This window comes from Streptomyces sp. NBC_01267 (assembly GCF_036241575.1).
In the GTDB taxonomy this organism is placed as follows: domain Bacteria; phylum Actinomycetota; class Actinomycetes; order Streptomycetales; family Streptomycetaceae; genus Streptomyces.
This window is the reverse complement of the sequence record NZ_CP108455.1, coordinates 5,211,633-5,237,908: the sequence shown is the minus strand read 5'-3', so window position 1 is coordinate 5,237,908 and position 26,276 is coordinate 5,211,633. Positions and strand designations below refer to the sequence as shown.

The window sequence follows — 26,276 nt, the reverse complement described above, 5'->3', positions numbered from 1 at the left end:
GCGGCGGGCGGGGTCGTTACGCTGGGCCCATGACACCGACTGTGCTGGAGCAGGCCCTCGTCGAGGAGGCCACCAAGAAGTCCGGCCTCATCTGGGTGCGGGGCTCGGGTCCCGCACGGGCGCTGTGGCACGTGTGGCACGAGGGAGCGGCCCTGCTCGTCGGTGACGGGCCCGGGGAGCAGCCGCTGCCCGGTCTGACCGCGGGGGCGCCCGCCGAGGTCACGGTGCGCAGCAAGGACAAGGGCGGGCGGCTGGTGACGTGGTCCACCGTCGTCACGGACCTCGCGCCCGGCTCCGAGGAGTGGGACGCGGCCGTCGCCGAGCTCAAGGGCAAGCGGCTGAACGCACCCGACAGCGAGGCGATGGTGGAGCGCTGGGCGCAGGAGTGCCGGGTGCTGCGGCTGGTTCCCGGCGAGTCCCGTACCGAGCTGCCGGACGGTTCGCTCGCCGCGGCCCCGCTGCCGACTCCGGCGACGACGCGGCGCCCGGTGCCCGCCGGGCTCCCGAAGCTGCTGCTCAAGCGGAAGCGCAAGCGGTGACGTGACGCGGTCCCCGGACCGGGCACGTCCCGGGCCCTTCGCGTCAGCTCTTCGCGTCAGCCTTCACATCACCACGTCGGTTCGTCACGTCTTCGGCAGGTTCTGCCCGTAGTCCACCGTGTCGTTCCGGTCGGGCGCCTTCAGGGCGAAGTCCTTGTTCCACTCGGCCAGTTGAACCACCCCCGCGCCACCCGCCCGCTGGAACCGCAGCGGGTACGGCGTCCCCTTGAGCGACACGTCGAGCCTGCCGCCCGACCCGTCGCCGCCGGTGACCTGGACGGTGCGCACCCCGGCGACCTCGGTGCGGTCACCCTTCTTCAGTGAGCCGTGCAGGCCGAGCAGCCCGTCGAGCAGGCTGTTCATGTCGGTGAGGCCGCGGAACTGCTCGTACGCCGGGTCACCCTTCGGGACCTTCACGTACTTGTCGTCGAGCTTGCCCGCGGCGGCGGTCCCGCCCTCGCCGTCCTTCTGGTTCCAGAAGCCCGCGCCGGCCTTCACGTAGAGCGCGTCATCGATCCGCAGCAACGCGAAGGTGCTGCTCCTCGACGTGACGGACCCCGTGCCGCCGTCCGACTTGAGCTGCATGTTCAGCTTGTACGAGCCGCCCTTGCTGACCAGCGTGCCCGACACCCGTACGGCACTCGCCCCGTCCGCCGCCTTGCGCGCGCGGGACTCGATGTCCTTCGCGGAGAGCTTGCCGACGCCGTTGGTCCCCGCGTCCGGGTCCTCACCACAGGCTGCGAGCGACACCGCCAGAGCGGCGCACAGGGCGCCTGCGAGTCCTGCCCTGCGGGCTCGGGCGGCCGGGGGAAATGCAGCCACGTGCGCACTGCCTCTCATACGAGTGTCCTCAACAGCAGACCGCAGCGTACCCGTCGCCCCTACGGAAATGACGGCAGAGCCATCCGGACGCTCTACCGGGGCAGTACCGATCGGGACGGGCTAACGTGAAGTCCGAAAGAAGGCCTCATGCCATCATGAATCAGCATGAAGCGGCGCCGTGCGGACAAGGAACGGACCGGCAGGAAGAGGAGGCGCGTACATGGCCGCAGGCGCCCCCCGGATCTTCGTCTCCCACCTCTCCGGTGTCGCCGTGTTCGATCCGAACGGCGACCAGGTGGGCCGGGTCCGCGACCTCGTCGCCATGTTGCGTGTCGGCAGCCGGCCGCCGCGGCTGCTCGGTCTGGTCGTCGAGGTGACCAGCCGCCGCCGGATCTTCCTGCCGATGACCCGGGTGACAGGCATCGAGTCGGGACAGGTCATCACCACGGGCGTGCTCAATGTGCGCCGCTTCGAACAGCACCCCACCGAGCGCCTGGTCCTCGGCGAACTGCTGGACCGCCGGGTGTACCTGACCGGCACGGACGAGGCGGTGACCGTCCTCGACGTGTCCGTGCGGCAGCTGCCCGCCCGCCGTGACTGGGAGATCGACAAGGTCTTCGTACGGAGAGGGAAGGGCGGCGCGCTCCGCCGCAAGGGCGAGACCCTGACCGTCGAGTGGTCGGCGGTCACCGGATTCTCGCTGGAGGAGGAGGCGCAGGGTGCGGAGAACCTGGTCGCCACCTTCGAGGAGCTGCACCCGGCCGACATCGCCAATGTGCTGCACCACCTGACGCCCAAGCGCCGTGCGGAGGTGGCCGCCGCACTCGACGACGACCGGCTCGCCGACGTACTGGAGGAGCTGCCCGAGGACGACCAGGTGGAGATCCTCGGCAAGCTCCAGGAGGAACGCGCCGCGGACGTCCTGGAGGCGATGGACCCGGACGACGCCGCCGACCTGCTGAGTGAGCTGCCCGAGGCGGACAAGGAGCGGCTGCTGACACTGATGCGACCGCACGACGCCGCGGACGTGCGGCGGCTGCTCGCGTACGAGGAGCGGACCGCCGGTGGTCTGATGACGACCGAGCCGATCGTGCTGCGTCCGGACGCCACGATCGCGGACGCGCTGGCCCGGGTCCGCAAGCAGGACCTGTCCCCCGCGCTGGCCGCGCAGGTGTACGTGTGCAGGCCGCCCGACGAGACGCCGACCGGCAAGTATCTAGGCACGGTGCACTTCCAGCGACTGCTGCGCGACCCTCCGTTCACTCTGGTCGGCGCGGTCGTCGACAGCGATCTCCCGCCGCTGTCGCCGGAGTCCACGCTGCCCGCGCTGACCAGTTACCTCGCGGCGTACAACCTGGTCGCCGCGCCGGTCGTGGACGCGAGCGGTTCGCTGCTCGGGGTGGTCACCGTCGACGACGTGCTCGACCACCTGCTGCCGCGCGACTGGCGCGAGACCGACTTCCACCAGGAGCCCGGCGTCCCGGACGGGCCCGGCGCCGCGGACGACCGGGCGGAGGTGTCCGATGGCCGCTGAGCCGACGCCCAGGGGCCGCCTGGACCAGCCGCTGATGAAACGGCGGCGCTGGCTGCCGGAGTACGACCCGGAGTCGTTCGGGCGGCTCTCGGAGCAGGTCGCGCGGTTCCTGGGGACCGGGCGGTTCATCGTCTGGATGACGGTCGTCATCGTCATCTGGCTGGTGTGGAACAGCTTCGCGCCGACCGCCGTCCGCTTCGACCCGTACCCCTTCATCTTCCTGACCCTGGTGCTGTCGCTCCAGGCCTCGTACGCGGCGCCGCTGATCCTCCTCGCGCAGAACCGGCAGGACGACCGGGACCGGGTCAATCTGGAGCAGGACCGGAACCAGAACGAACGCTCCATCGCCGACACCGAATACCTCACACGGGAGATCGCCGCGCTGCGGATGGGCCTCGGCGAGGTCGCGACCCGTGACTGGATCCGTTCCGAACTCCAGGACCTGGTGCGGGAGATGGCGGAGCGGCGTGCCGTATTCCCGCGGGAAAGTGATGAAGCCGACCACTGACCACTCTTTCCCGGGGCGGGAGTGGGCGCCGTACCATCGACCCATGGCTATGGAAGACGCGGTGCGTGAAGCGCTGGCGACAGTGAACGACCCCGAGATCCACCGACCGATCACCGAACTCGGCATGGTCAAATCGGTTGATATCGGAGCGGACGGCGCGGTCGCTGTCACGATCTACCTCACCGTCTCCGGTTGCCCGATGCGCGAGACCATCACGACGAACGTCACCGACGCCGTCGCCCGGGTCGAGGGGGTGACCTCGGTCTCCGTCGGGCTGGACGTCATGAGCGACGAACAGCGCAAGGAGCTCGCGGCCTCGCTGCGCGGCGGCACCGCGGAGCGCGAGGTGCCGTTCGCCAAGCCGGGCTCGCTGACCCGCGTCTACGCGGTGGCCTCGGGCAAGGGCGGCGTCGGCAAGTCGTCGGTCACGGTCAACCTGGCCGCGGCGCTGGCGGCGGACGGCCTGAAGGTCGGCGTCGTCGACGCGGACATCTACGGGCACAGCGTGCCGCGGATGCTCGGTGCGTACGGCCGCCCCACCCAGGTCGAGAACATGATCATGCCGCCGTCGGCACACGGGGTGAAGGTCATCTCGATCGGCATGTTCACCCCGGGCAACGCCCCGGTGGTCTGGCGCGGACCCATGCTGCACCGGGCGCTCCAGCAGTTCCTGGCCGATGTGTACTGGGGCGACCTGGACGTCCTGCTGCTCGACCTCCCGCCGGGCACCGGTGACATCGCGATCTCGGTGGCACAGCTCGTGCCGAACGCCGAGATCCTGGTGGTGACCACCCCGCAGCAGGCCGCTGCCGAGGTCGCCGAACGGGCCGGTTCCATCGCGGTCCAGACCCACCAGAAGATCGTCGGCGTCGTCGAGAACATGTCGGGGCTGCCGTGCCCGCACTGCGACGAGATGGTCGACGTCTTCGGTACGGGCGGCGGGCAGAAGGTCGCCGAAGGCCTGACGAAGACGACCGGCGCCACGGTTCCGGTACTCGGCTCGATCCCGATCGACGTACGGCTGCGGGAGGGCGGCGACGAGGGCAAGCCCGTCGTGCTGACCGACCCGGACTCCCCGGCGGGCACCGCGCTGCGCGCCATCGCGACCAAGCTCAGCAGCCGCCAGCGCGGCCTGGCGGGCATGTCGCTGGGGGTCACCCCGCGCAACAAGTTCTAGACGTTCCCACCGGTACGGCTCGGGGGCGACCGCAGACGGCGGTCGCCCCCGAGCCGTACCGGGCCAGTTCCGAGCCCGGCGTTCCGGGCCAGGCCAAGATCGGCCGGGCGGCGGGTCCTAGACGTACGCCCTGATGTCCTTGGCCACGGCGAACGCCAGCCCGTACGCGCTCATTCCGCGCCCGTACGCCCCGAGGTGCACCCCGTCAGGCGTGGCACCCGCGAGCACCCAGCCGAACTCCGACTCCCGGTAGGCGAACGGGGTGGGTACCCCGTCGACCGGCAGGGTCAGCTCCGACCACTCCGGGCCGGACAGATCGTCCGCCAGGTCGAAAGCCGTCTCGGTCTGCTGGTCGAGCCATTCGTCCCGCCGGGAATGGTCCAGCTGCGGGGGCCAGGTGTACGAAAGCAGTCCGGCACCGGCCAGCCAGGCGGCCGAGGAGACCGAGGTGGCCTCCAGTACGCCCGTACCGTCGCCGCTGCGCCGCACCGGGCTGGAGGCGACCGTCACCACGACCGCGAAGTGCTCCTTCTCGGGGTGCGCGTCCGGTCGTACGGACGGCTCGTCGCCATGCCCTACGGAGCCGTGCTGAACCGTGCCGTCCGCTGCCACGCCCACCTGCATCAGCCAACGGGGGCCGACGAACGCCTCGTCCAGTCCGTACCAGGAAAAGGGCGCTCTCAGATAGTCGTCGACCGTGCGCGTCCCTGTCCGACTCGTCGTCTCCATGTGCCGGCCGCCTCCTCGATCCTCGATGTCCGAAGCGGCCCACCCCCACGGGCGCCCTCACTGCCGGACAGATGGAGAATACTCAGGTGGCGTCCGAGTCGAACGGCGGACGCTCGTCGGTGTCGACCTTCGTCCGCTTCTTCAGCAGGTCGGGGCCGGTCGATGAGCCGTTGGCCGCACCGGACGACGCGCCGACGGCGGGGGTGCTGTCCTCGTCCGTGTCACTCTCCGTGGCACTGGACCTGCCCTGCACCACGTCGGTGATCTCGGAGATCTCCTTCTTGAGATCGAAGCTGCTGCGGATCTCCTTCAGCCCCAGATCGTCGCTGCCGTCCATGAGCTGCTTACGGACGAAGGTCTTGGGGTTGAGGTCCTCGAACTCGAAGTCCTTGAACTCGGGGCCGAGTTCCGTGCGGATGTCTTCCTTCGCACTCTCGGAGAACTCACGGATCTTCCGGATCGTGCGCGTGACGTCCTGGATGAGCTTCGGCAGCTTGTCCGGGCCGAAAACGATCACGGCGAGCACCACGAGCGTCACGATCTCAAGGGGGCCTACGTCATTGAACACTTTATTGCTCCTGGTGTTCTCCGCGGCCCGCAGGTCGGGGTCAGATCCGGGCCCCGACCACGGTACCCGGCAAAGCTGTCCGGACGGTACCTCCCAGTGACGTTCATATGCCGTCGGCCGAACCAAGAGTCAAGGTCACAGCCCGCTCCCGGCCGTCGTGCCGGACGGTGAGAGCCAGTCTGTCGCCGGGCCGGTGTGCGCGGATCTTGACGATCAACTCCACGCTGCTGCGCACCTTCCGGCCGTCCACACCTGTGACGATGTCCCCCGGCCTGATCCCGGCGGCGGCTCCCGCGCCGCCCGGTGCGACGGCGGGTCCGCCGTCGTTGGCCTTGGCAGCCACCTTGGCGCCGCCCCCTGTGTACTGCATGTCGAGTGTGACGCCGATCACGGGATGGGTGGCCTTGCCGGTGTTGATCAGCTGCTCGGCTACCCGCTTCGCCTGGTTGATGGGGATCGCGAAGCCGAGTCCGATGGAGCCGCCCTGGCCGCTTCCGGCGTCCGAACCGCTGTCCGCGGGGCGGATGGCGCTGTTGATGCCGATCACGCGGGCCTTGGTGTCGACCAGCGGCCCGCCCGAATTACCGGGGTTGATCGGGGCGTCGGTCTGGAGGGCGTCGACATAGCTGACGTCACTGCCGCTGCCCTTGCCGCCGCCGGACGTGATGGGGCGCTCCTTGGCGCTGATGATGCCCGAGGTCACCGTGTTGTCCAGGTCGAAGGGGGCGCCGATGGCCACCACCGGGTCACCGACCTGGACGTTGTCGGAGTTGCCGAGGGGCAGCGGGGTGAGCCCGGAGACCCCGCTGACCTGGACGACCGCGAGGTCGTAACCGCTGTCCCGGCCGACGACCTTCGCCTTGGCGCTCTCGCCGCTGCTGAAGGTGACCGTGATGTCGCCGGAGGAGCTCGCCGGGGCGACCACATGGTTGTTGGTGAGGATGTGACCCTCGCGGTCGAGGACGAATCCGGTGCCGGTGCCCTGCTCGTCCTTGCCGCTGACGTGCAGGGTGACCACGCTCGGCAGGGCGCTCGCGGCGATGCCCGCGACGCTGCCGGCCACGCGGTCCGTGCTCTCCGGTCCGGCCTGCGGCAGCTTGATGTCGCTGAAGGAGCCGTTGCGCTCGATGTACGCGCCGACACCTCCGCCGATGACACCGGTGACCAGGGCGAGTACCAGCGCGGCCACGATGCCGCCGCGTCGCTTGCGCGGTGCGGGCGGCGGGGCGGCCGGGAGGCCCGCCGGGGGCAGATCCGCCGGCATGCCCCACGGGTCGTACCGGTGCCACTGCGGGGACTGCGGGGCGGGCAGCGGGACGGAGAACGGATGCCGGTCCGCCTGCGGGTACGGCTGCGGCGGCACGGGCTGCGGCCCCGACGGTTCCGGCTGAGGCAGCGGCTGATGGAACGGCAGCTGCTGGTGAGGCGCGTGCTGCTGCGGCTGCGGGGCGCCCGCGTGGAGCGGTGGGACGGGAGTGCCCTGGGCCGGCGTCGGAACGGGCCGCTGTACGGGCGGAGCGGGGGCCCAGGGGCCCGGACCGCCGTAGGGCGGGGTGCCGTAGGGGTCGGGCTCGTGCAAGGGCCGTGGGCGGTCGGCTGGGGCGGCGGGCCCAGTGTGTTCCGTACCGGTTCCGGAACCTTCCGTGCCGGGCCCGGAACCTTCCGTACCGGCTCCGGAACTTCCCGTGCCGGGCCCGGTGTCTTCCACGCCCGTTCCGGAACTTCCCGTGCCGGGCCCGGGTATGACCGGCGGAACTGCCGCCTCGGGTGCGGCTTCAGCAACCGGGTCCGGTCCTGGCTGCGCCTGCGCGGGAATTCCCGGCGCGGGCCTGCTCCACCACTTGACCTCCGGCCCGGTGGGCTTCCCCTCGTCCATGCTCTCCCCGCACCCGCCCCACGCTCTGCGTGCCCTGTGGAGGGCACCCCTCCAGGGATTCAACCAGGTTTACCGGCCGAATCCCCCGTCCGGTACCGCTCGACCACGGACGGGACAGGTCCCGATGCCAGCGGGCCTAGTGCCTGGCGGGAACCGGCAGTTCCGAGCCGCCGCCCACGCTGAGCTGCGCGGGGGACGGTGTGGTCGTGGGGCTCGGCTGCACCGGCCCGGCCGGTGCGGTGGCCGCGAGGGGAGGACGGATCGTGGGAGACAGCGACGCGGCCGTCAGCAGCGGGGTGGTCAGCGAGTACAGCGACTGCTGGGCGGGCCGGGTCACGGGGGTGAAGGTCGAGTGCTGCGCGGCGAACACCGAGGGCGAGAGCACGGGCGGCCGGTCGCGGCCGTCCATGGTGCGCACGCCCGCGCCGTTACTCGCGCCGTCGCGGCGCCGGTCCGACAGGGTGCTGATGCCGACCGGGTCGGTAGCGCTCAGCGGTGTCACGTTGTTGGCCGTGCCGTCGGTACGCGCCGCGGGATCACTCGCGCCGCCCAGCGGCAGTGTGCCGCCCAGCGCGATGGCCGCGAGCGACACGGCGCTGGCAGCCGCGAAGGCGAATCTCCGGCCACGCCAGGCCGAACGCTCCTGGTCGGTCCGGCCCACCGGGTGGATCCGGAACCCGCTGTCCGGGCCGCCGCCCGGAAGCGCGGTGGCGCCGTGCCCCGCGGGCACATAGCCGAAGGTGTCCACGCGGGGGCCCGAGGAACGCCCGTCGTCCGGCCTTCCGGGCCCGAAGAATCCGTCGGCGAAACGTCCGCCGAACATTCCGCCGGAACGCGGATCGTCCCCACCGGGTCCGCCGGGAAGCCCCTGGAGACGGGCCAGCAGCCCCTCGGACGGCGGCGGCGGCGCGGTCTCGGCGAAGACGCTCTTCAGCCGTCGCTGGGCATCGGCCTCGGTCTTGCACTTGGCACAGGTGGCGAGATGCGCGAGCACCCGCTCGCGCGCGTCGTGTTTCAGCTCACCGTCGACCAGGGCGGCGAGCCGGTCCCCGAGGTGCTGCTCGGCCGGGGTCGGACTGGATCCACTCACGCGGTCCCATCCTCTCCGTCCGGGCCGATGGCCACCCCGGCCAGCGCGCGCTGCTCCGCACGACGGGCCTCGGGCGAGCGGTGCTGAAGAGCCTTGCGCAGGTGGGAGCGGCCCCGGTGGATCCTGCTGCGCACGGTGCCGAGCTTGACGCCCAGCGTCGCGGCGATCTCCTCGTACGACAGCCCCTCGATGTCACAGAGCACCACCGCGGCACGGAATTCCGGAGCGAGGGTGTCCAGCGCCTGCTGGACGTCCGCGTCGAAGTGGGTGTCGTGGAAGACCTGCTGCGGAGACGGCTCACGGCTCGGCAGCCGCTCGGCGGCGTCGTCACCGAGCGCGTCGAAGCGGATCCGCTGCTTGCGGCGGACCATGTCCAGGAAGAGGTTGGTGGTGATGCGGTGCAGCCAGCCCTCGAAGGTGCCGGGTGTGTACGTCGACAGCGAGCGGAAGACGCGGACGAAGACTTCCTGTGTGAGGTCCTCGGCGTCGTGCTGGTTGCCGGTCAGCCGGTAGGCGAGGCGGTAGACCCGGCCGCTGTGCGTGCTGACGATCTCCTCCCACGAGGGCGGAGTCCATGTCTGCGCGTCCGCGTCCGAGGCGAAGGTCGCGGTCTGGGCGGAGTCAGCAGCGCTCGGGCTGTCAGCAATGTCGGTCACGGATTTCGGCTCACCCGCCGACCTGAGAAAGCGCCGCAACGCTCCTCTCCGATCCACAGGCGCAGCCGCACCTCCCCTGTCGGCTCTGGTGGTGTCCAGTGGAGCCCCTACCATAGCCACCTCGCCCGTTAGCTCCGGATAAGACTGATTGCCGGATTCCGCATACATCCGCATCCCCCCTGCCCTCTCATAACGCCCGGTCCCATCTGCGGGTTCCCGAGCGCAGCGGATACAGTCACGAGTGCGTCAACTACGGGGACAGGAGAGGTCCATTACCGCCAACCGGCAGACGAGCTGGGCGTTCGCCGACGCCTTTGTCGCCGAGGGCGAAGCCCTGCGCTGGGCCCGTGACCGGGCCCGTGACGCCGGACTTCCCTCGGTCTCCCCGGGCACCGGCGCTGCGCTGCGGCTGCTCGCCGCCGCCGCGGACGCCAAAGCAGTGGCGGAAATCGGTACGGGTACCGGCGTATCCGGCATCTATCTGCTCCAGGGCATGCGGCCCGACGGGGTCCTGACCACCGTCGATCCGGAGCCCGAACGTCAGGGCTTCGCCCGCCAGGCCCTGCGTGCCGCGGGCTTCGCGGGGAACCGGGCACGCTTCATTCCCGGCCGCGCCCTCGACGTACTGCCGCGGCTCGCGGACGGCGGGTACGACCTCGTCTTCTGCGACGGCGACCGGCTGGAGTCGCTCGATGTCCTCGCGGAATCGCTGCGGCTGCTGCGCCCCGGTGGACTGGTGTGCTTCGAGGGGGTCTTCGCGGACGGCCGTACGGTCGATTCCGCGGCCCAGCCCGCCGAGGTGCTGCACCTGCGGGAGTTGTTGCGCGCGGTGCGCGAGAGCCAGGAACTGCTGCCCTCACTGATTCCGGTGGGCGACGGGCTGCTCTGCGCCGTACGCCTCGGCTGACGCGTGCGGCGGGAACACCGCGCCGCCGCACCCCGATCCGAGAGCCCCCGAGCCCCGAGCCCCGAGGAAAACACAACTGCCCCGGCCGGAGCCGGGGCAGTGGAGAAAACAGTGGGGCGTCCGCGTCAGCCGACGACCTTCTTCAGCGCGTCGCCGAGTGCATCGGCCTCGTCCGGAGTCAGCTCGACAACCAGTCGCCCGCCGCCTTCGAGCGGAACGCGCATGACGATGCCCCGCCCCTCCTTGGTCACCTCGAGCGGGCCGTCGCCCGTTCGCGGCTTCATGGCCGCCATGCTCGTTCCCCTTCCTGAAACCAGCTCATCGCAGCCGACAACCCAGGTGTCACCGGCATCGAACATATTGCTTCCCCGCCATTATCCCGCATCGCAGGACCCGATGACCAACATCGGTCTGCATCGCTTGCGCAACGCACTTCCCCAAAACCACCCAATTCGGCGTTCCCCCTGCGATACTGCGCCGCCTCCCACACCTTTCTCGACCAGCATTGTTTGACGCAGGTCACATGTTCGCCGCCGATGATCTCCGTCATGCTGAGCAGCGGACCACGATCCAGGCGAACCAGCCGACCCAGCAGCCGACCAAGCAGTGGAGGCCCCCATGGCGGACAGCGTGCTCTACGAGGTGACCGACGGACTCGCGACGATCACGATCAACCGTCCCGATGCGATGAACGCGATGAACACCGAGGCGAAGGCCGCTCTGCGCGACGCCCTGCAGACCGCCGCGGCGGCTCCGGAGGTACGCGCCGTACTGCTCACCGCCACCGGGCGGGCCTTCTGCGTCGGACAGGACCTCAAGGAACACATCTCGCTGCTGGCGGCCGACCGCGAGGCGGGCACCGGGCACACCATGAGCACGGTGAAGGAGCACTACAACCCCGTCGTGCGCGCCATCACCGAGATGCCGAAGCCGGTCGTCGCCGGGATCAACGGGGTCGCCGCCGGGGCCGGACTGGGCTTCGCCCTGGCCGCCGACTACCGCGTCGTCGCCGACACCGCGAAATTCACCACCTCGTTCGCGGGTGTCGCCCTGACCGCCGACTCGGGTGTCTCCTGGACGCTGCCGCGGCTGATCGGCCGGAGCCGCGCCGCCGACCTGCTGCTCTTCCCGCGCTCGTTCACCGCCCAGGAGGCGCACGACCTGGGCATCGCCAACAAGCTGGTCCCGGCGGCCGAGCTGGCCGACGAGGCGCGGTCGGTGGCCCGTGCCCTCGCGGAGGGCCCGACGGTCGCCTACGCCGCGATCAAGGAATCACTCGCCTACGGGGCGGAGCACTCGCTGGGCGAGACGCTGGAGAAGGAGGACGAACTCCAGACGAGGGCGGGCGCGTCGGAGGACCATCTCATCGCGGTCCAGGCCTTCGTCGGCAAGACGGAGCCGCGCTACCTGGGCCGCTGAGAGCAGACGGACACCGGGCTCAGGCGCTTCCCGAGTCCCCCCGCGCGAAACAGTCCGCCAGGTGGTCGTCGACCAGGCCGCAGGCCTGCATCAGGGCGTAGGCCGTGGTCGGGCCGACGAAGCGGATCCCGCGCTTCTTGAGGTCCTTGGCCAGTGCCGTGGACTCCGGTGTCACCGCGGGCACGTCCGCGCCGCTCCGGGGCGCCGGGCGGCCGGCCGGGTCCGGGGCGTACGACCAGATCAGCGCGTCGAGCTCGCCGGCCTTCCAGTCGGCGAGCACCCGCGCGTTGGCGATGGTCGCGTCGATCTTGGCGCGGTTGCGGATGATGCCCGGATCGGCCAGCAGCCGCTCCTTGTCGGCGTCCGTGAAGGCCGCCACCGCGGGGATCCCGAACCCCGAGAAGGCCTTGCGGAACCCTTCGCGGCGGCGCAGGATCGTGATCCACGACAGCCCCGACTGGAACGCTTCGAGGCAGAGCCGCTCGTACAGCGCGCCGTCCCCGTGGACCGGCTTGCCCCACTCGGTGTCGTGGTAGCCGACGTAGTCCTCGGTGGACGCGCCCCACGGGCAGCGCAGCTTGCCGTCGGCCCCCAGGACCGCTCCGGAGCTCATCGCTGCGGGTCCTCGTCGCCGACCGCGGCGGCCCGCGCACCGGCGAGCGCCGATTCCAGCTCCGCGATCCGCGCGTCCCGCTCGGCGAGTTCGGCGCCCAGCCTGCTCAGTACGTCGTCCACGTCGGCCATCCGGTAGCCGCGCACCACCATGGGCAGCCGCAGCGCCTCGATGTCCGCGCGGCCGACCGGGCGGGCCACGGGCAGCGGGTCGACGGGCAGTTCGGGGGACACCTCGGGCAGCACTTCGCCTTCGCCGCCGCCGATCACCGCGAGGGTGACCGCCGCGACCACCACGACCATCGCGATCAGCAAGAACAAGAACACGAGCGAGCCTCTCCCCGGGTACCGAAATCGTGCGTCCGATCGTGCCATGCAAACCTGAGGTCCAACGACCCGATCCGCCGTCTGTCGTGCACCGGGTCGTAGGGTCGCAGGCGACTCAGAGGCTATGGAGGATACGGCGAATGTTGCGGTTGGGACGGCGCGAGTTCGACGCGCACGAACCGGTGATCATGGCGATCGTCAACCGGACCCCGGACTCGTTCTACGACCAGGGAGCGACATTCCGTGACGAGCCGGCGCTGGCCCGGGTCGAGGAGGCGGTCTCCCAGGGGGCGGCCATCATCGACATCGGCGGGGTCAAGGCGGGCCCCGGCGAGGAGGTCACCGCCGCCGAGGAGGCCCGGCGCACGGTCGGTTTCGTCGCCGAGGTACGGCGGCGCCACCCCGATGTGGTCATCAGCGTCGACACCTGGCGCCACGACGTGGGCGAGGCGGTCTGCGAAGCGGGCGCGGACCTGCTCAACGACGCCTGGGGCGGGGTGGACCCGCAACTCGCCGCGGTGGCCGCGCGGTTCGGCGCCGGTCTGGTGTGTACGCACGCGGGCGGCGCGCAGCCGCGCACCCGGCCGCACCGGGTCACGTACGAGGACGTGATGGCCGACATCCTGCGGGTCACGGTCGGTCTCGCCGAGCGTGCGGTCTCGCTCGGGGTGCGCCGCGACGGCATCATGATCGACCCCGGCCACGACTTCGGGAAGAACACCCGGCACTCGCTGGAGGCCACCCGCAGGCTGGGCGAGATGACCGCGACCGGCTGGCCGGTGCTGGTGTCGCTGTCCAACAAGGACTTCGTGGGCGAGGCGCTCGACAGGCCGGTGAAGGAACGGCTGCTGGGGACGCTGGCCACCACCGCGGTGTCGGCGTGGCTGGGGGCGCAGGTGTACCGGGTGCACGAGGTCGAGGAGACCCGGCAGGTGCTGGACATGGTGGCGACGATCGCCGGGCACCGGGAACCGGCGGTGGCACGGCGGGGACTGGCCTGAGACCCGGGCAGCCGTCCGGACCCGGGGACTGGCCTGAGGCCCGGACGCCCGTCCCGTCCCAGGCCCCGGCAGCCGTCTGCCGCCGGACGGGCCGTCGAGCCCCTCCGGCGGCAGAATCGCTCCACGACCGACCGCCCGGCGACCGACCGTCCCGCGGCCGACCGCCCCACGGCCAACCGCCCTACAGCCCGGTCTCCTTCGTCACCAGCGCCACCGCCTCGTCCACGTCGTCCGTGACGTGGAACAGCAGCAGGTCCCGCTCGGACGCCTTGCCCTGGGCGATCACCGTCCCGCGCAGCCAGTCCACCAGGCCGCCCCAGTACTCCGTGCCGAAGAGCACGATCGGGAACCGTGTCACCTTCCGCGTCTGGACCAGGGTCAGCGCTTCGAACAGTTCGTCCAGCGTGCCGAGTCCGCCCGGCAGGACCACGAAGCCCTGCGCATACTTCACAAACATCGTCTTCCGGACAAAGAAGTACCGGAAGTTGACGCCGATGTCGACGTGCTGGTTGAGCCCCTGCTCGAAGGGCAGCTCGATGCCGAGCCCGACGGAGACCCCGTTCGCCTCCCGGGCCCCCTTGTTCGCCGCTTCCATCGCGCCCGGCCCGCCGCCGGTGATCACGGCGAAGCCCGCGTCGACCAGCGCCCGGCCGATCCGTACGCCCGCCTCGTACTCCGGTGAACCGGGCGCCGTGCGGGCCGAGCCGAAGACGCTGATGGCGCTGGGCAGTTCGGCCAGTGCGCCGAAACCCTCCACGAACTCCGACTGGATGCGCATGACCCGCCAGGGGTCGGTGTGCAGCCAGTCGGCGCCGCCCTCGGAGGTGTCGAGCAGCCGCTGGTCGGTGGTACCGGGCTGGACCTGTTCCCGGCGGCGCACCACCGGTCCGAGTCGCTGTTCCTCCGGCGCCCGTGCTCCCTCAGGGTTGCCCATGCTGTTGCTCCCTCCGCTGTGCGTGTCCCGACAGCCTAGGTCGACAGATGTGACGAAGAGGGAAATTCAGGCGGTCAGCCAGGCACGGAGTCGTTCCTCCGCCTGCTCGATCATGGCGACCGCGACCCGTTCGTCCCGCTTGTGCGCGAGCAGCGGGTTGCCGGGGCCGTAGTTCACCGCGGGGACGCCGAGCGCGCTGAAGCGTGAGACGTCCGTCCAGCCGAACTTCGGCCTGGCCGTGCCGCCGACGGCCGCCATGAACGCCGCCGCGGCCGGGTGCGCGAGGCCCGGAAGGGCGCCGCCGCTGTGGTCGTCCACGGTGAAGGTGTCGACGTCGCAGTCCGCGAAGAACTCCTTGACGTACGCCAGTGCGTCCGCCTCGCTGCGGTCCGGTGCGTAACGGAAGTTGACGACCACCGTGCAGGCGTCCGGGATGACGTTGTTGGCGACGCCCGCCTCGATCCGTACGGCGTTGAGGCCCTCGTGGAACTCCAGTCCGTCGATCACCGGCCTGCGCGGCTCGTAGGAGGCCAGCTTCGCCAGGATCGGGGCCGCCGTGTGGATCGCGTTGGACCCCATCCAGCTGCGCGCCGAGTGGGACCGCTCGCCCTTCGTGGTCAGGATGACCCGCAGCGTGCCCTGGCAGCCGCCCTCGACCTCGCAGTCGGAGGACTCCAGGAGTACGGCGAAGTCGGCGGCCAGCCAGTCGGGGTGCGCCTCGGCCACGTGCTTCAGGCCGTTCAGGTCGGCGGCGACCTCTTCGTTGTCGTAGAAGACGAAGGTGAGATCCCGGTTGGGGCTGGGCAGGGTCGCCGCGATCCGCAGCTGCACGGCGACACCGGACTTCATGTCGCTGGTGCCGCAGCCCCAGAGGATGCCGTCCTCGTCGAGCCGGGACGGGACGTTGTCCGCGATCGGCACCGTGTCGAGATGCCCGGCCAGCACGACACGCTCGGCGCGACCCAGGTTGGTACGGGCGACGACGTTGTTCCCGTAGCGGTCGACAGTCAGGTGAGGCAGGGCGCGCAGCGCCTCCTCGACCGCGTCCGCGAGGGGCTTCTCGGTGCCGCTCACGGACGGGAAATCGACGAGCCGCGCCGTCAGGGCCGATGCGTCGATGGTGAGGTCAAGCGGGGTCTCGGACATGGTCCGACCCTAGCGCGGGCTCCAGTACGGTGACCCCTGTGTCCCGTCCCTCTGCCGCCCCACGCCGCGGCCGTCTCTTCCGCGTCACGGCCGCCGTCGCCGTGCTGCTCGCGCTGGCGGGCTATGTGGTGGTGCAGTACCTCAACGGGGGCGGGGGCAGTGGGCCACCGCGCTGCACGGCCGGTTCCTCCGACGGGACCACCTACGAACTGAGCCCCGAACAGGCCGTCAACGCGGCGACGATCTCCGCTGTCGGCACTTCGCGCGGGATGCCGGAGCGCGCGGTGACCATCGCGCTGGCGACCGCGCTCCAGGAGTCGGGGCTGCGCAATCTCGACCACGGCGACCTGGATTCGCTCGGTCTCTTCCAGCAGCGGCCCTCGCAGGGCTGGGGCACCACGAAGCAGATCATGGACCCGGTCTACTCGGCGCGGAAGTTCTACGAGCACCTCGACAAGGTCCACGACTACGCGCACCTGCCGCTGACGGTCGCGGCGCAGCGCGTGCAGCGGAGCGCTTTCCCGGAGGCGTACGCGAAGCACGAGCCGGACGCGGCGCTGTTGGCGTCCGCGCTCACCGGCCGGGCGCCCGCCTCGTTCACCTGCTCGGCGACGAAGAGCGCCGTGGCGGGTGATCCGGCGAAGGTACGGGCCCGGCTGGCCCGGGAGTTCGGGCCCGGAGTGCTGCCGGCCGGCCGGCCCGCGCCGTCGACGGACGTACGGCTCCCGGTGCACGGCACCAAGGCGGCGGCCGGGGGCACGGCGCACCGCACCGGGTCCGGGCCGGGCACCGGCGCCGGGTCCGGGTCCGGGAAGCAGCGCGGCTGGGAGCTGGCGCACTGGGCCGTGGCCAACTCCGCCGCGCTCGGCATCGAACGGGTCTCCTACGGGGGCCGGGTGTGGGCCGCCGGTACCGACGAGACCTCCTGGGGCAAGGCGGACACCAGGTCCGGCGGCACAGCGGGGCAGAGCCCGGACGAAGTCCGCATCTCCCTGGCGAAGTAGCGCCGGAGACCGGCGAAGTCACACCGGAGGCGCCCCCGCACGACCGTGCGACCCGTCGCCCGGAAGCGTCCCGTACCGACCGCCGGTGGGAATCTTCCGCGCCCCTCGCGCGCCCCTCCCCTGCCGGTCCTGGGATCCCTTGGGAATCAAGGGGAGTGACGGTTCGGCAACCGAGGCCGGCATCCGTCGTTTGTCCGTTTTTATCCGAACCTGATTATGCGACGCATTGCACACTCTTTACCTCGGCTCACCGCAACTTCCCCCTGCCCCCGAGCGGTTGTCACAGCGTCCGAACGCCGGACAGCCCGTTGTCCCCTCCCGCTCAAGGAGCGTCATGTCCCTCTCCCTGCCCCGCCGGATCGCCCGTACCGCGCTGCTCATCGCGGCGGGTGCGGTCCCCGTGGTCGCCGCGGCCGGTGTCGCGAGCGCCGCTGAGCTCCCGCAGACCCCGAACCTGGGTGGCGTGACCGCCCTCGACGGCGCCGGCCTGGGCAACTCCGTCGACGGCGCCGCCCAGAAGGCCACCGGCCTGGCCGGTGACACCGGCGGCAAGGCCGTCAACAAGGCCGTCCCGACCGCGGGCAAGGCCGTCGGCGCCGCGGGCAGGACCGCGGTTCCGGCCGCGCAGCAGGCCGCCGGGGACACCGCGGCCACCGCCGCCGGTGTCGTCGGCGGGGCCGCCCAGAGCGCCACGGACGGCGGCCTGTCGGCCGGCGGTCAGCCCACCGGCGGGCTGCCGCTCGGCTGACCGGAGGCGCCGATACGGCCCGGCTTGGTCGGATACAGCCCGATACAAGCCAATACGGGCCGATGTGGCCTGATACGCGGAGGGGCCCCGGGGAAGCGAACTCCCCGGGGCCCCTCCGCGTACCGACTCGGACCGCGTACCGGCGCGGACTCCCTGCCGGCGCGAAAGCCGGACCGGTTCAGCCGCCGTCGCCCAGCCGCTTCACCGCGGCGGCCACCCGTTCGTCCGTAGCCGTCAGCGCCACCCGCACGAACTGCTCACCCGCCACCCCGTAGAAGTCGCCGGGCGCCACCAGGATGCCCAGCTCGGCGAGGTGGGCCACCGTCGTCCAGCACGGCTCGTCGCGCGTCGCCCACAGGTAGAGGCTCGCCTCGCTGTGCTCGATGCGGAAGCCGTGCGACTCCAGCGCCGCGCGCAGCGAAGCGCGCCGGGCCAGGTACCGCGCCCGCTGCTCGGCCACGTGCACGTCGTCACCGAGTGCGGCGACCGTGGCGGCCTGTACCGGAGCGGGCGTCATCATCCCGCCGTGCTTGCGGATCTTCAGCAGCTCGCCCAGCACCTCGGCGTCGCCCGCGCAGAACGCGGCACGGTACCCGGCCAGGTTGGACCGCTTGGAGAGCGAGTGGACGGCGATCAGGCCCTCGTACGTGCCACCGCAGACGTCCGGGTGCAGTACGGAGACCGGCTCGGCCTCCCAGCCCAGTTCCAGGTAGCACTCGTCGCTGGCGATCAGGATCCCGTGCTCGCGCGCCCAGGCGACGATCCGCACCAGCTCGTCCTTGGCGAGGACCCGGCCCGTCGGGTTGGACGGCGAGTTCAGCCAGAGCAGCTCGAGACCCGTGGGGTCGAGCTCCGTCGGGTCGTCGTACACGACGGGCTCCGCGCCGCAGAGCCGCGCGCCCACCTCGTACGTCGGGTACGCGAGCCGCGGGTACGCCACCCGGTCCCCCGCCCCCAGACCGAGCTGGGTGGGCAGCCAGGCCACCAGTTCCTTGGAACCGACGACCGGCAGGACATTGGTGTGCGCGACCCCGCGCGCACCGAGCCGGCGCTCGCACCAGCCGGTGAGCGCGTCACGCAGCGCCACCGTCCCCCACACCGTCGGATACCCCGGTGAGTCGGCCGCCGCGATCAGCGCGTTCCGGACGATCCCGGGGACCGGGTCGACCGGGGTGCCGACGGAGAGATCCACGATGCCGTCCGGGTGGGCGGTCGCTGTTGCCTTGTACGGCTCCAACTTGTCCCAGGGAAAGACGGGGAGACGCGATGAGACTGCGGACACGGGCTTCACTTTCTCGTACGTATGCCGGCCGTATGCCGGCTGCTGCGTATCTGTCGGTATCTGTCCAAGGCTGCACGGAAAACACCGCGGTCCCGTACGCGGACGAGCCGTACGGGACCGGGGGCGGCCGGGACAGGCCCTACGGAGTCAGCCGTTCTGCGGAGGCAGCGCCGCGATGAAGGGGTGGTCGCGCTCGATGAGACCGAGCTTGGAGGCACCACCGGGCGAGCCGAGATCGTCGAAGTATTCGACGTTCGCCTTGTAGTAGTCCTTCCACTCCTCCGGGGTGTCGTCCTCGTAGAAGATCGCCTCCACCGGACATACCGGCTCACAGGCACCACAGTCGACGCATTCGTCCGGGTGGATGTACAAGGACCTGGAGCCCTCGTAGATGCAGTCGACGGGGCACTCCTCGATGCACGCCTTGTCCTTGACGTCGACACAAGGCTGCGCGATGACGTAAGTCACGCTGTCGTTCCTCCTCGGTAGGGCTGCTCTGCGCGGGAGCGCGGCGTCGTCGATGCCCGCACCTAGTATCTCCGTTCCTGGGCGCGATCCGAACAGGAGGGGCGGAGAGAGCTGTGGAATTCACTACCGGCGGACGGCTTGAGGTCCGAATTACACCCGATGACGTGGGCAAACGGGTATCAGTCAGGCAGCTGACCGATGAGGCCCCACCAGGTGAGAAGTACACGGACACGGTGGGCGTTCTCACATCATGGGATTCCGGTGTGCTGTCCGTCACACAGAGATCGGGCGTGTCGGTACGCATCCCGGAGTCGGCCCTCGTCGCGGGGAAGACGGTACCGGCCGCGCCCGCCCGCAGGCGCGGCCCCTCGGCCACCTTCGCCGAGCTGGCGCGGGCCACTGCCCGCGCCTGGCAGCCGGTGGAGAGCGAGCGGCTGGGCGAGTGGGAGCTCCGGGCGGCGTCCGGATTCACCCGCCGCGCCAACTCCGTGCTTCCGCTGGGCGATCCGGGCCGTCCGCTGGACGACGCGCTGGAGTACGCACGGGAGTGGTACGCGGCCCGGGGTCTGCCCGCGTACGTCCAGCTGGCGACGGGCAACGAGGGCACGCAGGAACTGCTGGCCGCCGGTCTGGAGCAGCGTGGCTGGACCCGTGAGGTGAGCGCGCTGGTCCGGATCGGCGCGCTGGCCCCGATCGGTGATCTGGACACGGACGTCTCCCGGGTCTCGCTCTCCCGTACCTGCGACGAGTCCTGGCTCAGGCGCTACCACCGGTTCGACGACCGGGACACCCCGGGCGGCGATGTCCTGAAGGTGCTCGGCAGCGGCCCCTCGACCTGGTTCGCCTCGGTCGCGGGTCCCGGCCCGGCGCCCGCGGCGATCGGGCGCTGTGTGGTCGACGGCCGCTGGGCGGGCTTCATGGCGATAGAGGTGGCTCCCGCCGCCCGCCGCCGGGGGCTGGCGAGCACGGTGATGGCGGCGCTCGCCCGCAAGGCGCTGGACGAGGGTGCGTCGGCCGCGTGGCTCCAGGTCGAGGAGGAGAACGCCGGAGCCCGTGCGCTGTACGACGGGATGGGGTTCCGGACCCACCACAGCTACCACCATTACCGGCAGACCTCCGCGGCGGCCTGAGGCGTCCGGGCTGAACAGATTCGCCACAGGCACGGCACAGGACACGGGACAGGGACGGACGGGGACGGGACTCGGATGGACGGGCAATCGACCGACTGGCGACGGCAGTTCGCCGAGGAGGCGCGCTCCGAGCGGCCCGATCTCGCGCTGCTGTGTCTGCTGCTGGGCACCGAGGCCGACCCCGCGCTGGGGCAGGACGGCATCGACGCGGCCCAGATCGAACTGGACCGGCTGGCAGGCCTGTTGCCGTACGGGACCTCCGGGCCCCGGGCCTGGGCGGCGGCCCTCGGTGAACTCCTCGGCGTACGGACCGGGTTCAGGGGCACCCCGGGCGACTACCAACGACTGGAGTCCTCGCTCCTGCACGAGGTGCTGCGCCGCCGCCGCGGGCTGCCGATCCTGCTCTCGGTGGTCTGGACCGAGGTCGCACGCCGGGCCGGAGCCCCGGTGTACGGCGTGGCGCTGCCCGGTCATTTCGTGGTCGGCCTCGGGCACCCGTCGGACCCGGCGGACGAACAGGTCCTGGTCGATCCGTTCGCCGGAGGCCGGCAGCTGACCGCCCAGGACGCCGGGATCCTGGTCACGGGGACGACGGGTGCACCCCTGGACCCCTCGATGCTCGCCCCGGCGGGCCCGCTGGAGATCGTCCTGCGCGTCCTGAACAACATCCGCGCCTGGGCCGCCGCCCGCCCGGAGCGCACCGACGTACACCTGTGGGCGATCGAGCTCTCCCTGCTGCTCCCCGCCCATCCGGCCCGGCTCCGCTACGAGCACGCCCAACTGCTCGTCGAACGCGGTGACTTCGTGCGCGGGGCAGCGGAGCTGGACGAGTACGCGGAGGTGGTCGCCGCGGTCGAACCGGGGGCGGCCGAGGCGATCCGGAGGCGGGCCCGGTCGGCGCGCGCGATGCTCAACTGACGCCGGCCCGCGTCGGCCCGGTGCCGGCGTACCGCCCCGGTGCGATGCCCACGACCCGCTTGAAGTGCCGGGCCAGGTGGGACTGGTCGTAGAACCCGGTGGCCACGGCCACCTCGCCGGGCGGCCGGCCGTCCAGCAGCAGCCGGCGGGCGCGGTCGATCCGGCGGGACATCAGGTACTGGTGCGGGGCGATCCCGAAAGCGGCGCTGAAGGCCCGTACCAGGTGGGCGGGGTGGGCGTGCACCAGCGTGCCGGCCTCGTCCAGGGTCACCCCCTGGACCAGCCGCTCGTCGAGGAGCTCGCGCAGCCGGTGCGCGAGGGCCGGGGCGGGAGCCGGCGGGCGGTTCACCGGCCGGGGCCGCAGATGCCCGCGCAGCCGTTCGCCGATCAGTGCGAGTCTGCTCTCCGCCTCCAGCTCGTCCCCGGGGTGCGCGAGGGCCGTGTGCAGTTGCCCGACGCGCTGTCGCAGCACCGGGTCGACCAGATCGGGGCCGTCGACCGCGGGGCCGATGTAGCCCGCGTCCAGCTGCGTCATGTCCAGGTAGAGCACCCGCTTGCGGAAGCCGTGCGGGGTGGCGGGCGAGCCGTTGTGGGGCACCTGCGGCGGCAGCAGCGACACCGTGCCGCGCGGAGTGCCGTGCTCGTGCCGGTCCAGGTCGTAGCGCACGGCGCCGTCGTCGACGATCAGCAGCGTCCAGGCGTCGTGGACGTGCATCGGGTAGGCGTGCTCGGTGAAGTGGGCGTGGAAGACCTCCACGATGCCCGCGACCGGCGGGCGCCATGCGGAGATCTCCTGCCGGGCCACCATGCAAGGAACGTACAAGACGGCGGGGCGGGGCAGTCGGCAGTCTCGAAGCATGAGAACCGAGAACCTGACCGCTGATGTCCCCGCCGCCCCGCCCGTCCGCTTCGACACCAAGATCGCCGTCCTGCTGCGCGAGGACCTGGAGACCTGGCAGCGGCTGAACGTGACGGCCTTCCTGGTCAGCGGGCTCGGCCCGGCGGCCCCCGAGGTGATCGGCGAACCGTACGCGGACGCCGACGGCACCGGCTATCTGCCGATGTTCCGGCAGCCGGTCCTGGTCTTCGAGGGCACGAAGGAGAACCTGACGGCCGCGCACACGCGGGTGCTGTCCCGCGCGCTGCCGAGGGCGGTCTTCACCCGCGACCTGTTCGGCACGGGCAACGACCGCGACAACCGCGCGGCGGTGGCGGCGGTACCGCGCGACGAGCTGGACCTGGTGGGGCTGGCCGTGTACGGGCCGCGGAACGCGGTGGACAAGGTCCTCAAGGGTGCGCGGATGCATCCCTGACCGGGACCGCGCCGGGCCGCCCGGACCGGCCGCGTCCGGAACAGCGCCTACAGCCAGCCCTTCTCGCGGGCGATCCGCACCGCCTCGGCCCGGTTGCGGGCCGTCAGCTTCTGGATCGCCGTCGAGAGGTAGTTGCGGACGGTGCCCTGCGACAGGTGCAGCGCCGCGGCCAGTTCCGCGTTGGTCGAGCCGTCGGCCGCCGCGCGCAGCACCGCGCGTTCGCGCTCCGTCAGCGGGTTCGCTCCGTCGGAGAGGGCCGCGGCGGCCAGCGTCGGGTCGATGACCCGTTCACCGGCGAGCACCTTCCGTACCGCGGCGGCCAGTTGGGCGGCGGGGGCGTCCTTGACCAGGAAGGCGTGGGCGCCCGACTCCATGGCGCGGCGCAGATAGCCGGGGCGGCCGAAGGTGGTGAGGACGACGACCTTGAGTGCGGGCAGTTCGCGCTGCAGCTCGGCCGCCGCGTCGATGCCGGTCATGCCCGGCATCTCGATGTCGAGCAGGGCGACATCGACCGTGTGCGTCCGGGCGGCGGCCAGTACCTCGTCGCCACGGGCCACTTGGGCGACGACTTCGAAGTCCGGCTCCAGGCCGAGCAGCGCGGCAAGGGCCTCCCGGACCATCGACTGGTCCTCGGCGAGCAAGAGCCTGATCATGTACCGGATCCTAGGGGGACCCGGGCGGTGAGGGTGAAGCCCTTCCCGGATCGTGTGTCGAGGGTGCCGCCGACCATTTCGAGCCGCTCGGTCATCCCGGTCAGGCCGTTGCCCTTCGGGGCGGCGCTCCCACCGGAGTTGTCGCCGTCGTCCCGCACGGTGAGTTCGTAGTGACGCCCGTCGAGGTTCTGCCGGACCTGGACCGTGACGGTGCAGTTCCGGGCGCCGCTGTGGCGTACGACGTTGGTGACCCCTTCGCGCAACGCCCAGGCCAGAGCGGCCTCCTGGTCCTCGTCCAGCCCGTCGGTCGGGCAGTCGGCCGGTACGTCCGCCACCACGCCCGCGGCGGCCAGCGCCGTGCGCGCCCCGGCCAGTTCGCCGGGCAGGGTGGGCCGCCGGTAGCCGGTGACCGCTTCCCGTACGTCCTTCAGGGCCTGCCTGCTGACCTGCTGGATGTCCTCGATCTGGGCGGCTGCCCGGCCGGGCTGGTCGGGGAGCATCCGGCCCGCCAGTTCGGACTTGAGGGCGATCAGCGACAGGGAGTGGCCGAGGAGGTCGTGCAGGTCGCGGGACATCCGCAGCCGTTCCTCGTTGGCGGCGAGCTGGGCGACCGTGGCGCGGGCCTCCTTCAACTGGACCGTCGTACGGATCAGCTGCCCCACCCCGGTCATCGCGAACCCGCCGAGCAGCGCCGGGACGAGGAGTCCGCCGACCGCCTCCACGGGCTGGTCGCCGCGGAGGGCGAGGAGGCACATCACGGCGGTGGATCCGATGATCGACCAGCCGGCCTGCCGGGCCGGCAGGACCGCCCCGCAGCTCACCGCCACGTACACGAAGAGCACGAGCCAGGTCGGACCGAGCGTCAGCGAGAGCGCCACGGCGAGCGCCCCGAGGAAGACCAGCGTGCCGCGGACCACGGGCGTGGTGAGCCGCCGCGCGGTGTGCCGGAAGACCAGCACCAGGTACGCGAGGACGAAGACCACGAGTCCCGTCCAGCCGAACACCTCCCCGACGGTGGAGTAGCCGCCGTCGAGGAGCTTGTTCAGGGGCGGGCTCATGAAGGCCAGCCAGATGCCGATCCAGATCATCTTCTTGGCGGCCAGCCGCGCGTTCTCCGGGACCCTCCCGATGCCGACGACTCGTTCCTCGTTCACGCCTTCAGGGTGTCCTTCCGGTACAGCCAGGCCGCGCCGCCCGCGAAGACCAGGAAGTAGACGAAGAGGATGCCCACGTCCTTGGCGTGCGGGGCGCTGCCCAGTTCGATGGACTGGCCGAGTGCGGCGTACGCGTGGGTGGGAAGCCACTCGGCGATGTTCTGGAGCCACTGCGGGAAGGACGTGGTGGGCAGCCAGAGGCCGCCGAGGATGGAGAGGCCGAAGTAGATGATCATCGTGATCGGCCGGACCGCGTCCCCGCTGGCGAGGTAGCCGATGGCGACCCCGAGCGCGGCGAAGACCAGGCTCCCGGCCCAGATGACCCCGGTCAGCGCCAGCCACTGCCAGGCGTCGAACCGTACGTGTTTGAACGCGGCGGCCACGACGAAGACGACGACGATGCACGGCAGGGTGACCACGGCCGCGCTGGCGATCTTCGCCAGGACGTAGCCGCGGCCGGGCAGCGAGGTGAGCCGCAGCTGACGGACCCAGCCCTTCTCGCGCTCCTTGGCGATGCGTTCGCTGTTGCCCATCAGTACGGCGGTCAGCGCGCCGAAGGACGCCATCGCGACCACGTAGAAGCTCTGCAGGGTGAGGCTGGTGCCGTCCACCTTGTCCGTGGACGACGCCCCGCTCGCGATGATCAGGTAGAGCATCGAGGGGTAGAGGATCGAGAAGAACATGAACTTCTTGTTCCGCAGGGTCCGGGTGATTTCGAGCCTGATCAGGGTGCTCATGCTGCTTTGGCCTCCTCGGCCTCCGTGATGGCGACGAAGGCCTGTTCCAGGCCGAGTCCGGCGACTTCGAGGTTGTGCGGGTAGAGCCCGAGTCCGTACACGGCGTGGACGGTCCCGTCGGCGTCGGACGACTGGATGCGGACCGTACGGCCGGACACGTCGCACGCGGTGAGGAACGGCAGTCCGCGCAGCGCCGCCTCGTCGATGACCCCTTCGAGGTCGAAGGCGATCCGGCGGGCCCCCGCCTTCGCCTTGATCTCGGAGGCGGTGCCGTCGGCGAGGAGGCGGCCCTTGTGCAGGACGAGCACCCGGTCGGCGATCGCGTCCGCCTCCTCCAGGTAGTGGGTGGCGAAGAGGACCGTACGGCCCTGGTCGGCCTGTTCCCGCATGGTGGCCCAGAAGGAGTGCCGGGCGGAGACGTCCATCCCGGTGGTCGGCTCGTCGAGGACGATCAGGTCGCTGTCGCCCGCGGTCGCCAGGGCGAACCGGACGCGCTGCTCCTGGCCGCCGGAGAGTTTGTTGACCATACGGTCCGCGATCTGGGTGATCCCGGCCCGGTCCAGTACCTCGGCGACGGTACGCGGACGGCGGTGCAGGTCGCAGCCGAGTTTCACCAGCTCGCGCACCGTGACCTCCTCCATCAGGCCGCCGCTCTGCAGCATCGCCCCGACCCGGCCGTCCTTGATGGCCTGCTCGGGCGTCGTACCGAAGACCCGGACGGTCCCCGAGTCGGGCCTGCGCAGGCCCAGCAGGAGGTCGAGCGTCGAGGACTTGCCCGCTCCGTTGGGACCGAGGAGCGCGACCGTCTCACCGGGGTGCAGATCGAGGGAGAGGCCGGCCACGGCGTGCACCGGGCCGTAGCTCTTGTTCACTTGCTCGAAGCTCACCACAGTGGTGGGCGGTGCTGTCGTCGTCATGGGTCAAGCGTCCCGCAGCGGGCGGTACGGCGGCAGTGCGGTCTGTCGTGAGTCGGCGGTGACAGATGTCATGCCCTACACATGACACGGCCCCCGGGCCGGTGTTC

The 26,276-nt window shown here is 71.2% G+C and carries 30 protein-coding genes; 12 read left to right on the top strand and 18 right to left on the bottom strand.

Annotation, left to right across the window (positions count from 1 at the left end; translation table 11 throughout):
- The first annotated feature begins 29 nt into the window (after window positions 1-29).
- The gene (locus OG709_RS24060) at window positions 30-539 is read left to right on the top strand and encodes a hypothetical protein (protein ID WP_326694069.1); all 510 of its coding nucleotides are present in this window, start codon (window positions 30-32) and stop codon (window positions 537-539) included.
- 84 nt (window positions 540-623) lie between these two features.
- Here OG709_RS24060 and OG709_RS24055 read toward each other — a convergent pair whose 3' ends face one another.
- Window positions 624-1,361, bottom strand: coding sequence for a hypothetical protein (locus OG709_RS24055; RefSeq protein WP_250298064.1), 738 nt, complete (start codon window positions 1,359-1,361; stop codon window positions 624-626).
- A gap of 220 nt (window positions 1,362-1,581) precedes the next feature.
- On the opposite strand from OG709_RS24055, the gene OG709_RS24050 reads away from it, so the two are divergent.
- The 3 genes from OG709_RS24050 to OG709_RS24040 are packed head-to-tail and all read left to right on the top strand — an operon-like array spanning window position 1,582 to window position 4,580.
- Window positions 1,582-2,895, top strand: coding sequence for a magnesium transporter MgtE N-terminal domain-containing protein (locus OG709_RS24050; RefSeq protein WP_266640958.1), 1,314 nt, complete (start codon window positions 1,582-1,584; stop codon window positions 2,893-2,895).
- Window positions 2,885-3,403, top strand: a complete 519-nt coding sequence (locus OG709_RS24045; protein ID WP_250298066.1) for a DUF1003 domain-containing protein — start codon at window positions 2,885-2,887, stop codon at window positions 3,401-3,403. Before OG709_RS24050 ends, OG709_RS24045 begins: the two co-directional genes overlap by 11 nt.
- A gap of 43 nt (window positions 3,404-3,446) precedes the next feature.
- Window positions 3,447-4,580: an Mrp/NBP35 family ATP-binding protein gene (locus OG709_RS24040; protein WP_250298067.1), complete on the top strand. Its 1,134-nt coding sequence runs from the start codon at window positions 3,447-3,449 to the stop codon at window positions 4,578-4,580.
- Window positions 4,581-4,697: 117 nt separating this feature from the next.
- Here the strand turns inward: OG709_RS24040 and OG709_RS24035 are convergent, their stop codons facing one another.
- The 5 genes from OG709_RS24035 to sigE form a co-directional block, all read right to left on the bottom strand.
- On the bottom strand, window positions 4,698-5,309 hold the full coding sequence (locus OG709_RS24035; protein ID WP_250298068.1) for a hypothetical protein: 612 nt from the start codon (window positions 5,307-5,309) through the stop codon (window positions 4,698-4,700).
- An 82-nt stretch (window positions 5,310-5,391) separates the two neighbouring features.
- A complete protein-coding gene (locus tag OG709_RS24030) occupies window positions 5,392-5,877 on the bottom strand; it encodes a sec-independent translocase (RefSeq protein ID WP_250298069.1) in 486 nt (161 codons plus the stop codon).
- Between the two features lie 103 nt (window positions 5,878-5,980).
- Complete coding sequence (locus tag OG709_RS24025) at window positions 5,981-7,753, bottom strand: S1C family serine protease (RefSeq protein WP_329167672.1); 1,773 nt, start codon at window positions 7,751-7,753, stop codon at window positions 5,981-5,983.
- A 136-nt stretch (window positions 7,754-7,889) separates the two neighbouring features.
- Entirely contained in the window at window positions 7,890-8,843 is a 954-nt protein-coding gene (locus OG709_RS24020) for an anti-sigma factor family protein (protein WP_266640961.1), read from the bottom strand.
- Window positions 8,840-9,613 (bottom strand): RNA polymerase sigma factor SigE, encoded by a 774-nt coding sequence (gene sigE / locus OG709_RS24015; protein WP_250298072.1) that lies wholly within the window; start codon window positions 9,611-9,613, stop codon window positions 8,840-8,842. The genes OG709_RS24020 and sigE overlap by 4 nt, the downstream gene beginning before the upstream one ends.
- Before the next feature lie 127 nt (window positions 9,614-9,740).
- Between sigE and OG709_RS24010 the strand changes: the two genes are divergently transcribed.
- Window positions 9,741-10,406, top strand: coding sequence for an O-methyltransferase (locus tag OG709_RS24010; protein ID WP_250298073.1), 666 nt, complete (start codon window positions 9,741-9,743; stop codon window positions 10,404-10,406).
- A gap of 125 nt (window positions 10,407-10,531) precedes the next feature.
- Here the strand turns inward: OG709_RS24010 and OG709_RS24005 are convergent, their stop codons facing one another.
- Entirely contained in the window at window positions 10,532-10,699 is a 168-nt protein-coding gene (locus OG709_RS24005) for a DUF3117 domain-containing protein (protein ID WP_003966491.1), read from the bottom strand.
- 325 nt (window positions 10,700-11,024) lie between these two features.
- On the opposite strand from OG709_RS24005, the gene OG709_RS24000 reads away from it, so the two are divergent.
- A complete protein-coding gene (locus OG709_RS24000; RefSeq protein WP_329167671.1) occupies window positions 11,025-11,825 on the top strand; it encodes an enoyl-CoA hydratase/isomerase family protein in 801 nt (266 codons plus the stop codon).
- A gap of 19 nt (window positions 11,826-11,844) precedes the next feature.
- Here OG709_RS24000 and OG709_RS23995 read toward each other — a convergent pair whose 3' ends face one another.
- Together OG709_RS23995 and OG709_RS23990 are read right to left on the bottom strand one after the other, a co-directional pair.
- Window positions 11,845-12,438: a DNA-3-methyladenine glycosylase I gene (locus tag OG709_RS23995; protein ID WP_250298075.1), complete on the bottom strand. Its 594-nt coding sequence runs from the start codon at window positions 12,436-12,438 to the stop codon at window positions 11,845-11,847.
- Window positions 12,435-12,764, bottom strand: coding sequence for a DivIVA domain-containing protein (locus OG709_RS23990; protein WP_250298076.1), 330 nt, complete (start codon window positions 12,762-12,764; stop codon window positions 12,435-12,437). The genes OG709_RS23995 and OG709_RS23990 overlap by 4 nt, the downstream gene beginning before the upstream one ends.
- Window positions 12,765-12,904: 140 nt before the next feature.
- Between OG709_RS23990 and folP the strand changes: the two genes are divergently transcribed.
- Entirely contained in the window at window positions 12,905-13,765 is an 861-nt protein-coding gene (folP, locus tag OG709_RS23985) for a dihydropteroate synthase (protein WP_326694072.1), read from the top strand.
- A 181-nt stretch (window positions 13,766-13,946) separates the two neighbouring features.
- Here folP and OG709_RS23980 read toward each other — a convergent pair whose 3' ends face one another.
- Window positions 13,947-14,699, bottom strand: coding sequence for a TIGR00730 family Rossman fold protein (locus OG709_RS23980; RefSeq protein ID WP_250298078.1), 753 nt, complete (start codon window positions 14,697-14,699; stop codon window positions 13,947-13,949).
- Window positions 14,700-14,765: 66 nt separating this feature from the next.
- On the bottom strand, window positions 14,766-15,845 hold the full coding sequence (gene dapE, locus OG709_RS23975) for a succinyl-diaminopimelate desuccinylase (RefSeq protein ID WP_250298079.1): 1,080 nt from the start codon (window positions 15,843-15,845) through the stop codon (window positions 14,766-14,768).
- Window positions 15,846-15,883: 38 nt separating this feature from the next.
- Here dapE and OG709_RS23970 point away from each other — a divergent pair, with 38 nt between their 5' ends.
- Together OG709_RS23970 and OG709_RS23965 are read left to right on the top strand one after the other, a co-directional pair.
- Window positions 15,884-16,849 (top strand): heavy metal transporter, encoded by a 966-nt coding sequence (locus OG709_RS23970; RefSeq protein WP_406113738.1) that lies wholly within the window; start codon window positions 15,884-15,886, stop codon window positions 16,847-16,849.
- A gap of 334 nt (window positions 16,850-17,183) precedes the next feature.
- Window positions 17,184-17,597: an ATP-binding protein gene (locus OG709_RS23965; RefSeq protein ID WP_250298081.1), complete on the top strand. Its 414-nt coding sequence runs from the start codon at window positions 17,184-17,186 to the stop codon at window positions 17,595-17,597.
- Window positions 17,598-17,775: 178 nt separating this feature from the next.
- On the opposite strand, the gene dapC is transcribed toward OG709_RS23965, so the two are convergent.
- Together dapC and fdxA are read right to left on the bottom strand one after the other, a co-directional pair.
- Entirely contained in the window at window positions 17,776-18,879 is a 1,104-nt protein-coding gene (gene dapC / locus OG709_RS23960) for a succinyldiaminopimelate transaminase (protein ID WP_250298082.1), read from the bottom strand.
- A gap of 147 nt (window positions 18,880-19,026) precedes the next feature.
- Window positions 19,027-19,347: a ferredoxin gene (gene fdxA / locus OG709_RS23955; RefSeq protein ID WP_250298083.1), complete on the bottom strand. Its 321-nt coding sequence runs from the start codon at window positions 19,345-19,347 to the stop codon at window positions 19,027-19,029.
- 113 nt (window positions 19,348-19,460) lie between these two features.
- On the opposite strand from fdxA, the gene OG709_RS23950 reads away from it, so the two are divergent.
- Together OG709_RS23950 and OG709_RS23945 are read left to right on the top strand one after the other, a co-directional pair.
- Window positions 19,461-20,477 carry a GNAT family N-acetyltransferase gene (locus OG709_RS23950; RefSeq protein ID WP_250298084.1) on the top strand — a complete coding sequence of 339 codons (1,017 nt, stop codon included), beginning with the start codon at window positions 19,461-19,463 and terminating at the stop codon, window positions 20,475-20,477.
- Window positions 20,478-20,552: 75 nt separating this feature from the next.
- Window positions 20,553-21,395, top strand: a complete 843-nt coding sequence (locus OG709_RS23945; RefSeq protein WP_250298085.1) for a transglutaminase-like domain-containing protein — start codon at window positions 20,553-20,555, stop codon at window positions 21,393-21,395.
- Here the strand turns inward: OG709_RS23945 and OG709_RS23940 are convergent.
- On the bottom strand, window positions 21,388-22,203 hold the full coding sequence (locus OG709_RS23940; protein ID WP_329167669.1) for a helix-turn-helix transcriptional regulator: 816 nt from the start codon (window positions 22,201-22,203) through the stop codon (window positions 21,388-21,390). The two genes, OG709_RS23945 and OG709_RS23940, sit on opposite strands and share 8 nt — an antisense overlap.
- A 49-nt stretch (window positions 22,204-22,252) precedes the next feature.
- On the opposite strand from OG709_RS23940, the gene OG709_RS23935 reads away from it, so the two are divergent.
- Complete coding sequence (locus tag OG709_RS23935) at window positions 22,253-22,708, top strand: DUF2000 domain-containing protein (RefSeq protein WP_329167668.1); 456 nt, start codon at window positions 22,253-22,255, stop codon at window positions 22,706-22,708.
- A gap of 47 nt (window positions 22,709-22,755) precedes the next feature.
- Here the strand turns inward: OG709_RS23935 and OG709_RS23930 are convergent, their stop codons facing one another.
- From OG709_RS23930 to OG709_RS23915, 4 genes are all read right to left on the bottom strand, one after another.
- The gene (locus OG709_RS23930; protein WP_374211198.1) at window positions 22,756-23,361 is read right to left on the bottom strand and encodes a response regulator transcription factor; all 606 of its coding nucleotides are present in this window, start codon (window positions 23,359-23,361) and stop codon (window positions 22,756-22,758) included.
- Window positions 23,358-24,449 carry a sensor histidine kinase gene (locus tag OG709_RS23925; protein ID WP_374211201.1) on the bottom strand — a complete coding sequence of 364 codons (1,092 nt, stop codon included), beginning with the start codon at window positions 24,447-24,449 and terminating at the stop codon, window positions 23,358-23,360. The genes OG709_RS23930 and OG709_RS23925 overlap by 4 nt, the downstream gene beginning before the upstream one ends.
- A 62-nt stretch (window positions 24,450-24,511) precedes the next feature.
- A complete protein-coding gene (locus OG709_RS23920) occupies window positions 24,512-25,252 on the bottom strand; it encodes an ABC transporter permease (protein WP_250298089.1) in 741 nt (246 codons plus the stop codon).
- Window positions 25,249-26,169 (bottom strand): ABC transporter ATP-binding protein, encoded by a 921-nt coding sequence (locus OG709_RS23915; RefSeq protein WP_329167667.1) that lies wholly within the window; start codon window positions 26,167-26,169, stop codon window positions 25,249-25,251. Before OG709_RS23915 ends, OG709_RS23920 begins: the two co-directional genes overlap by 4 nt.
- Window positions 26,170-26,276 lie beyond the last annotated feature (107 nt).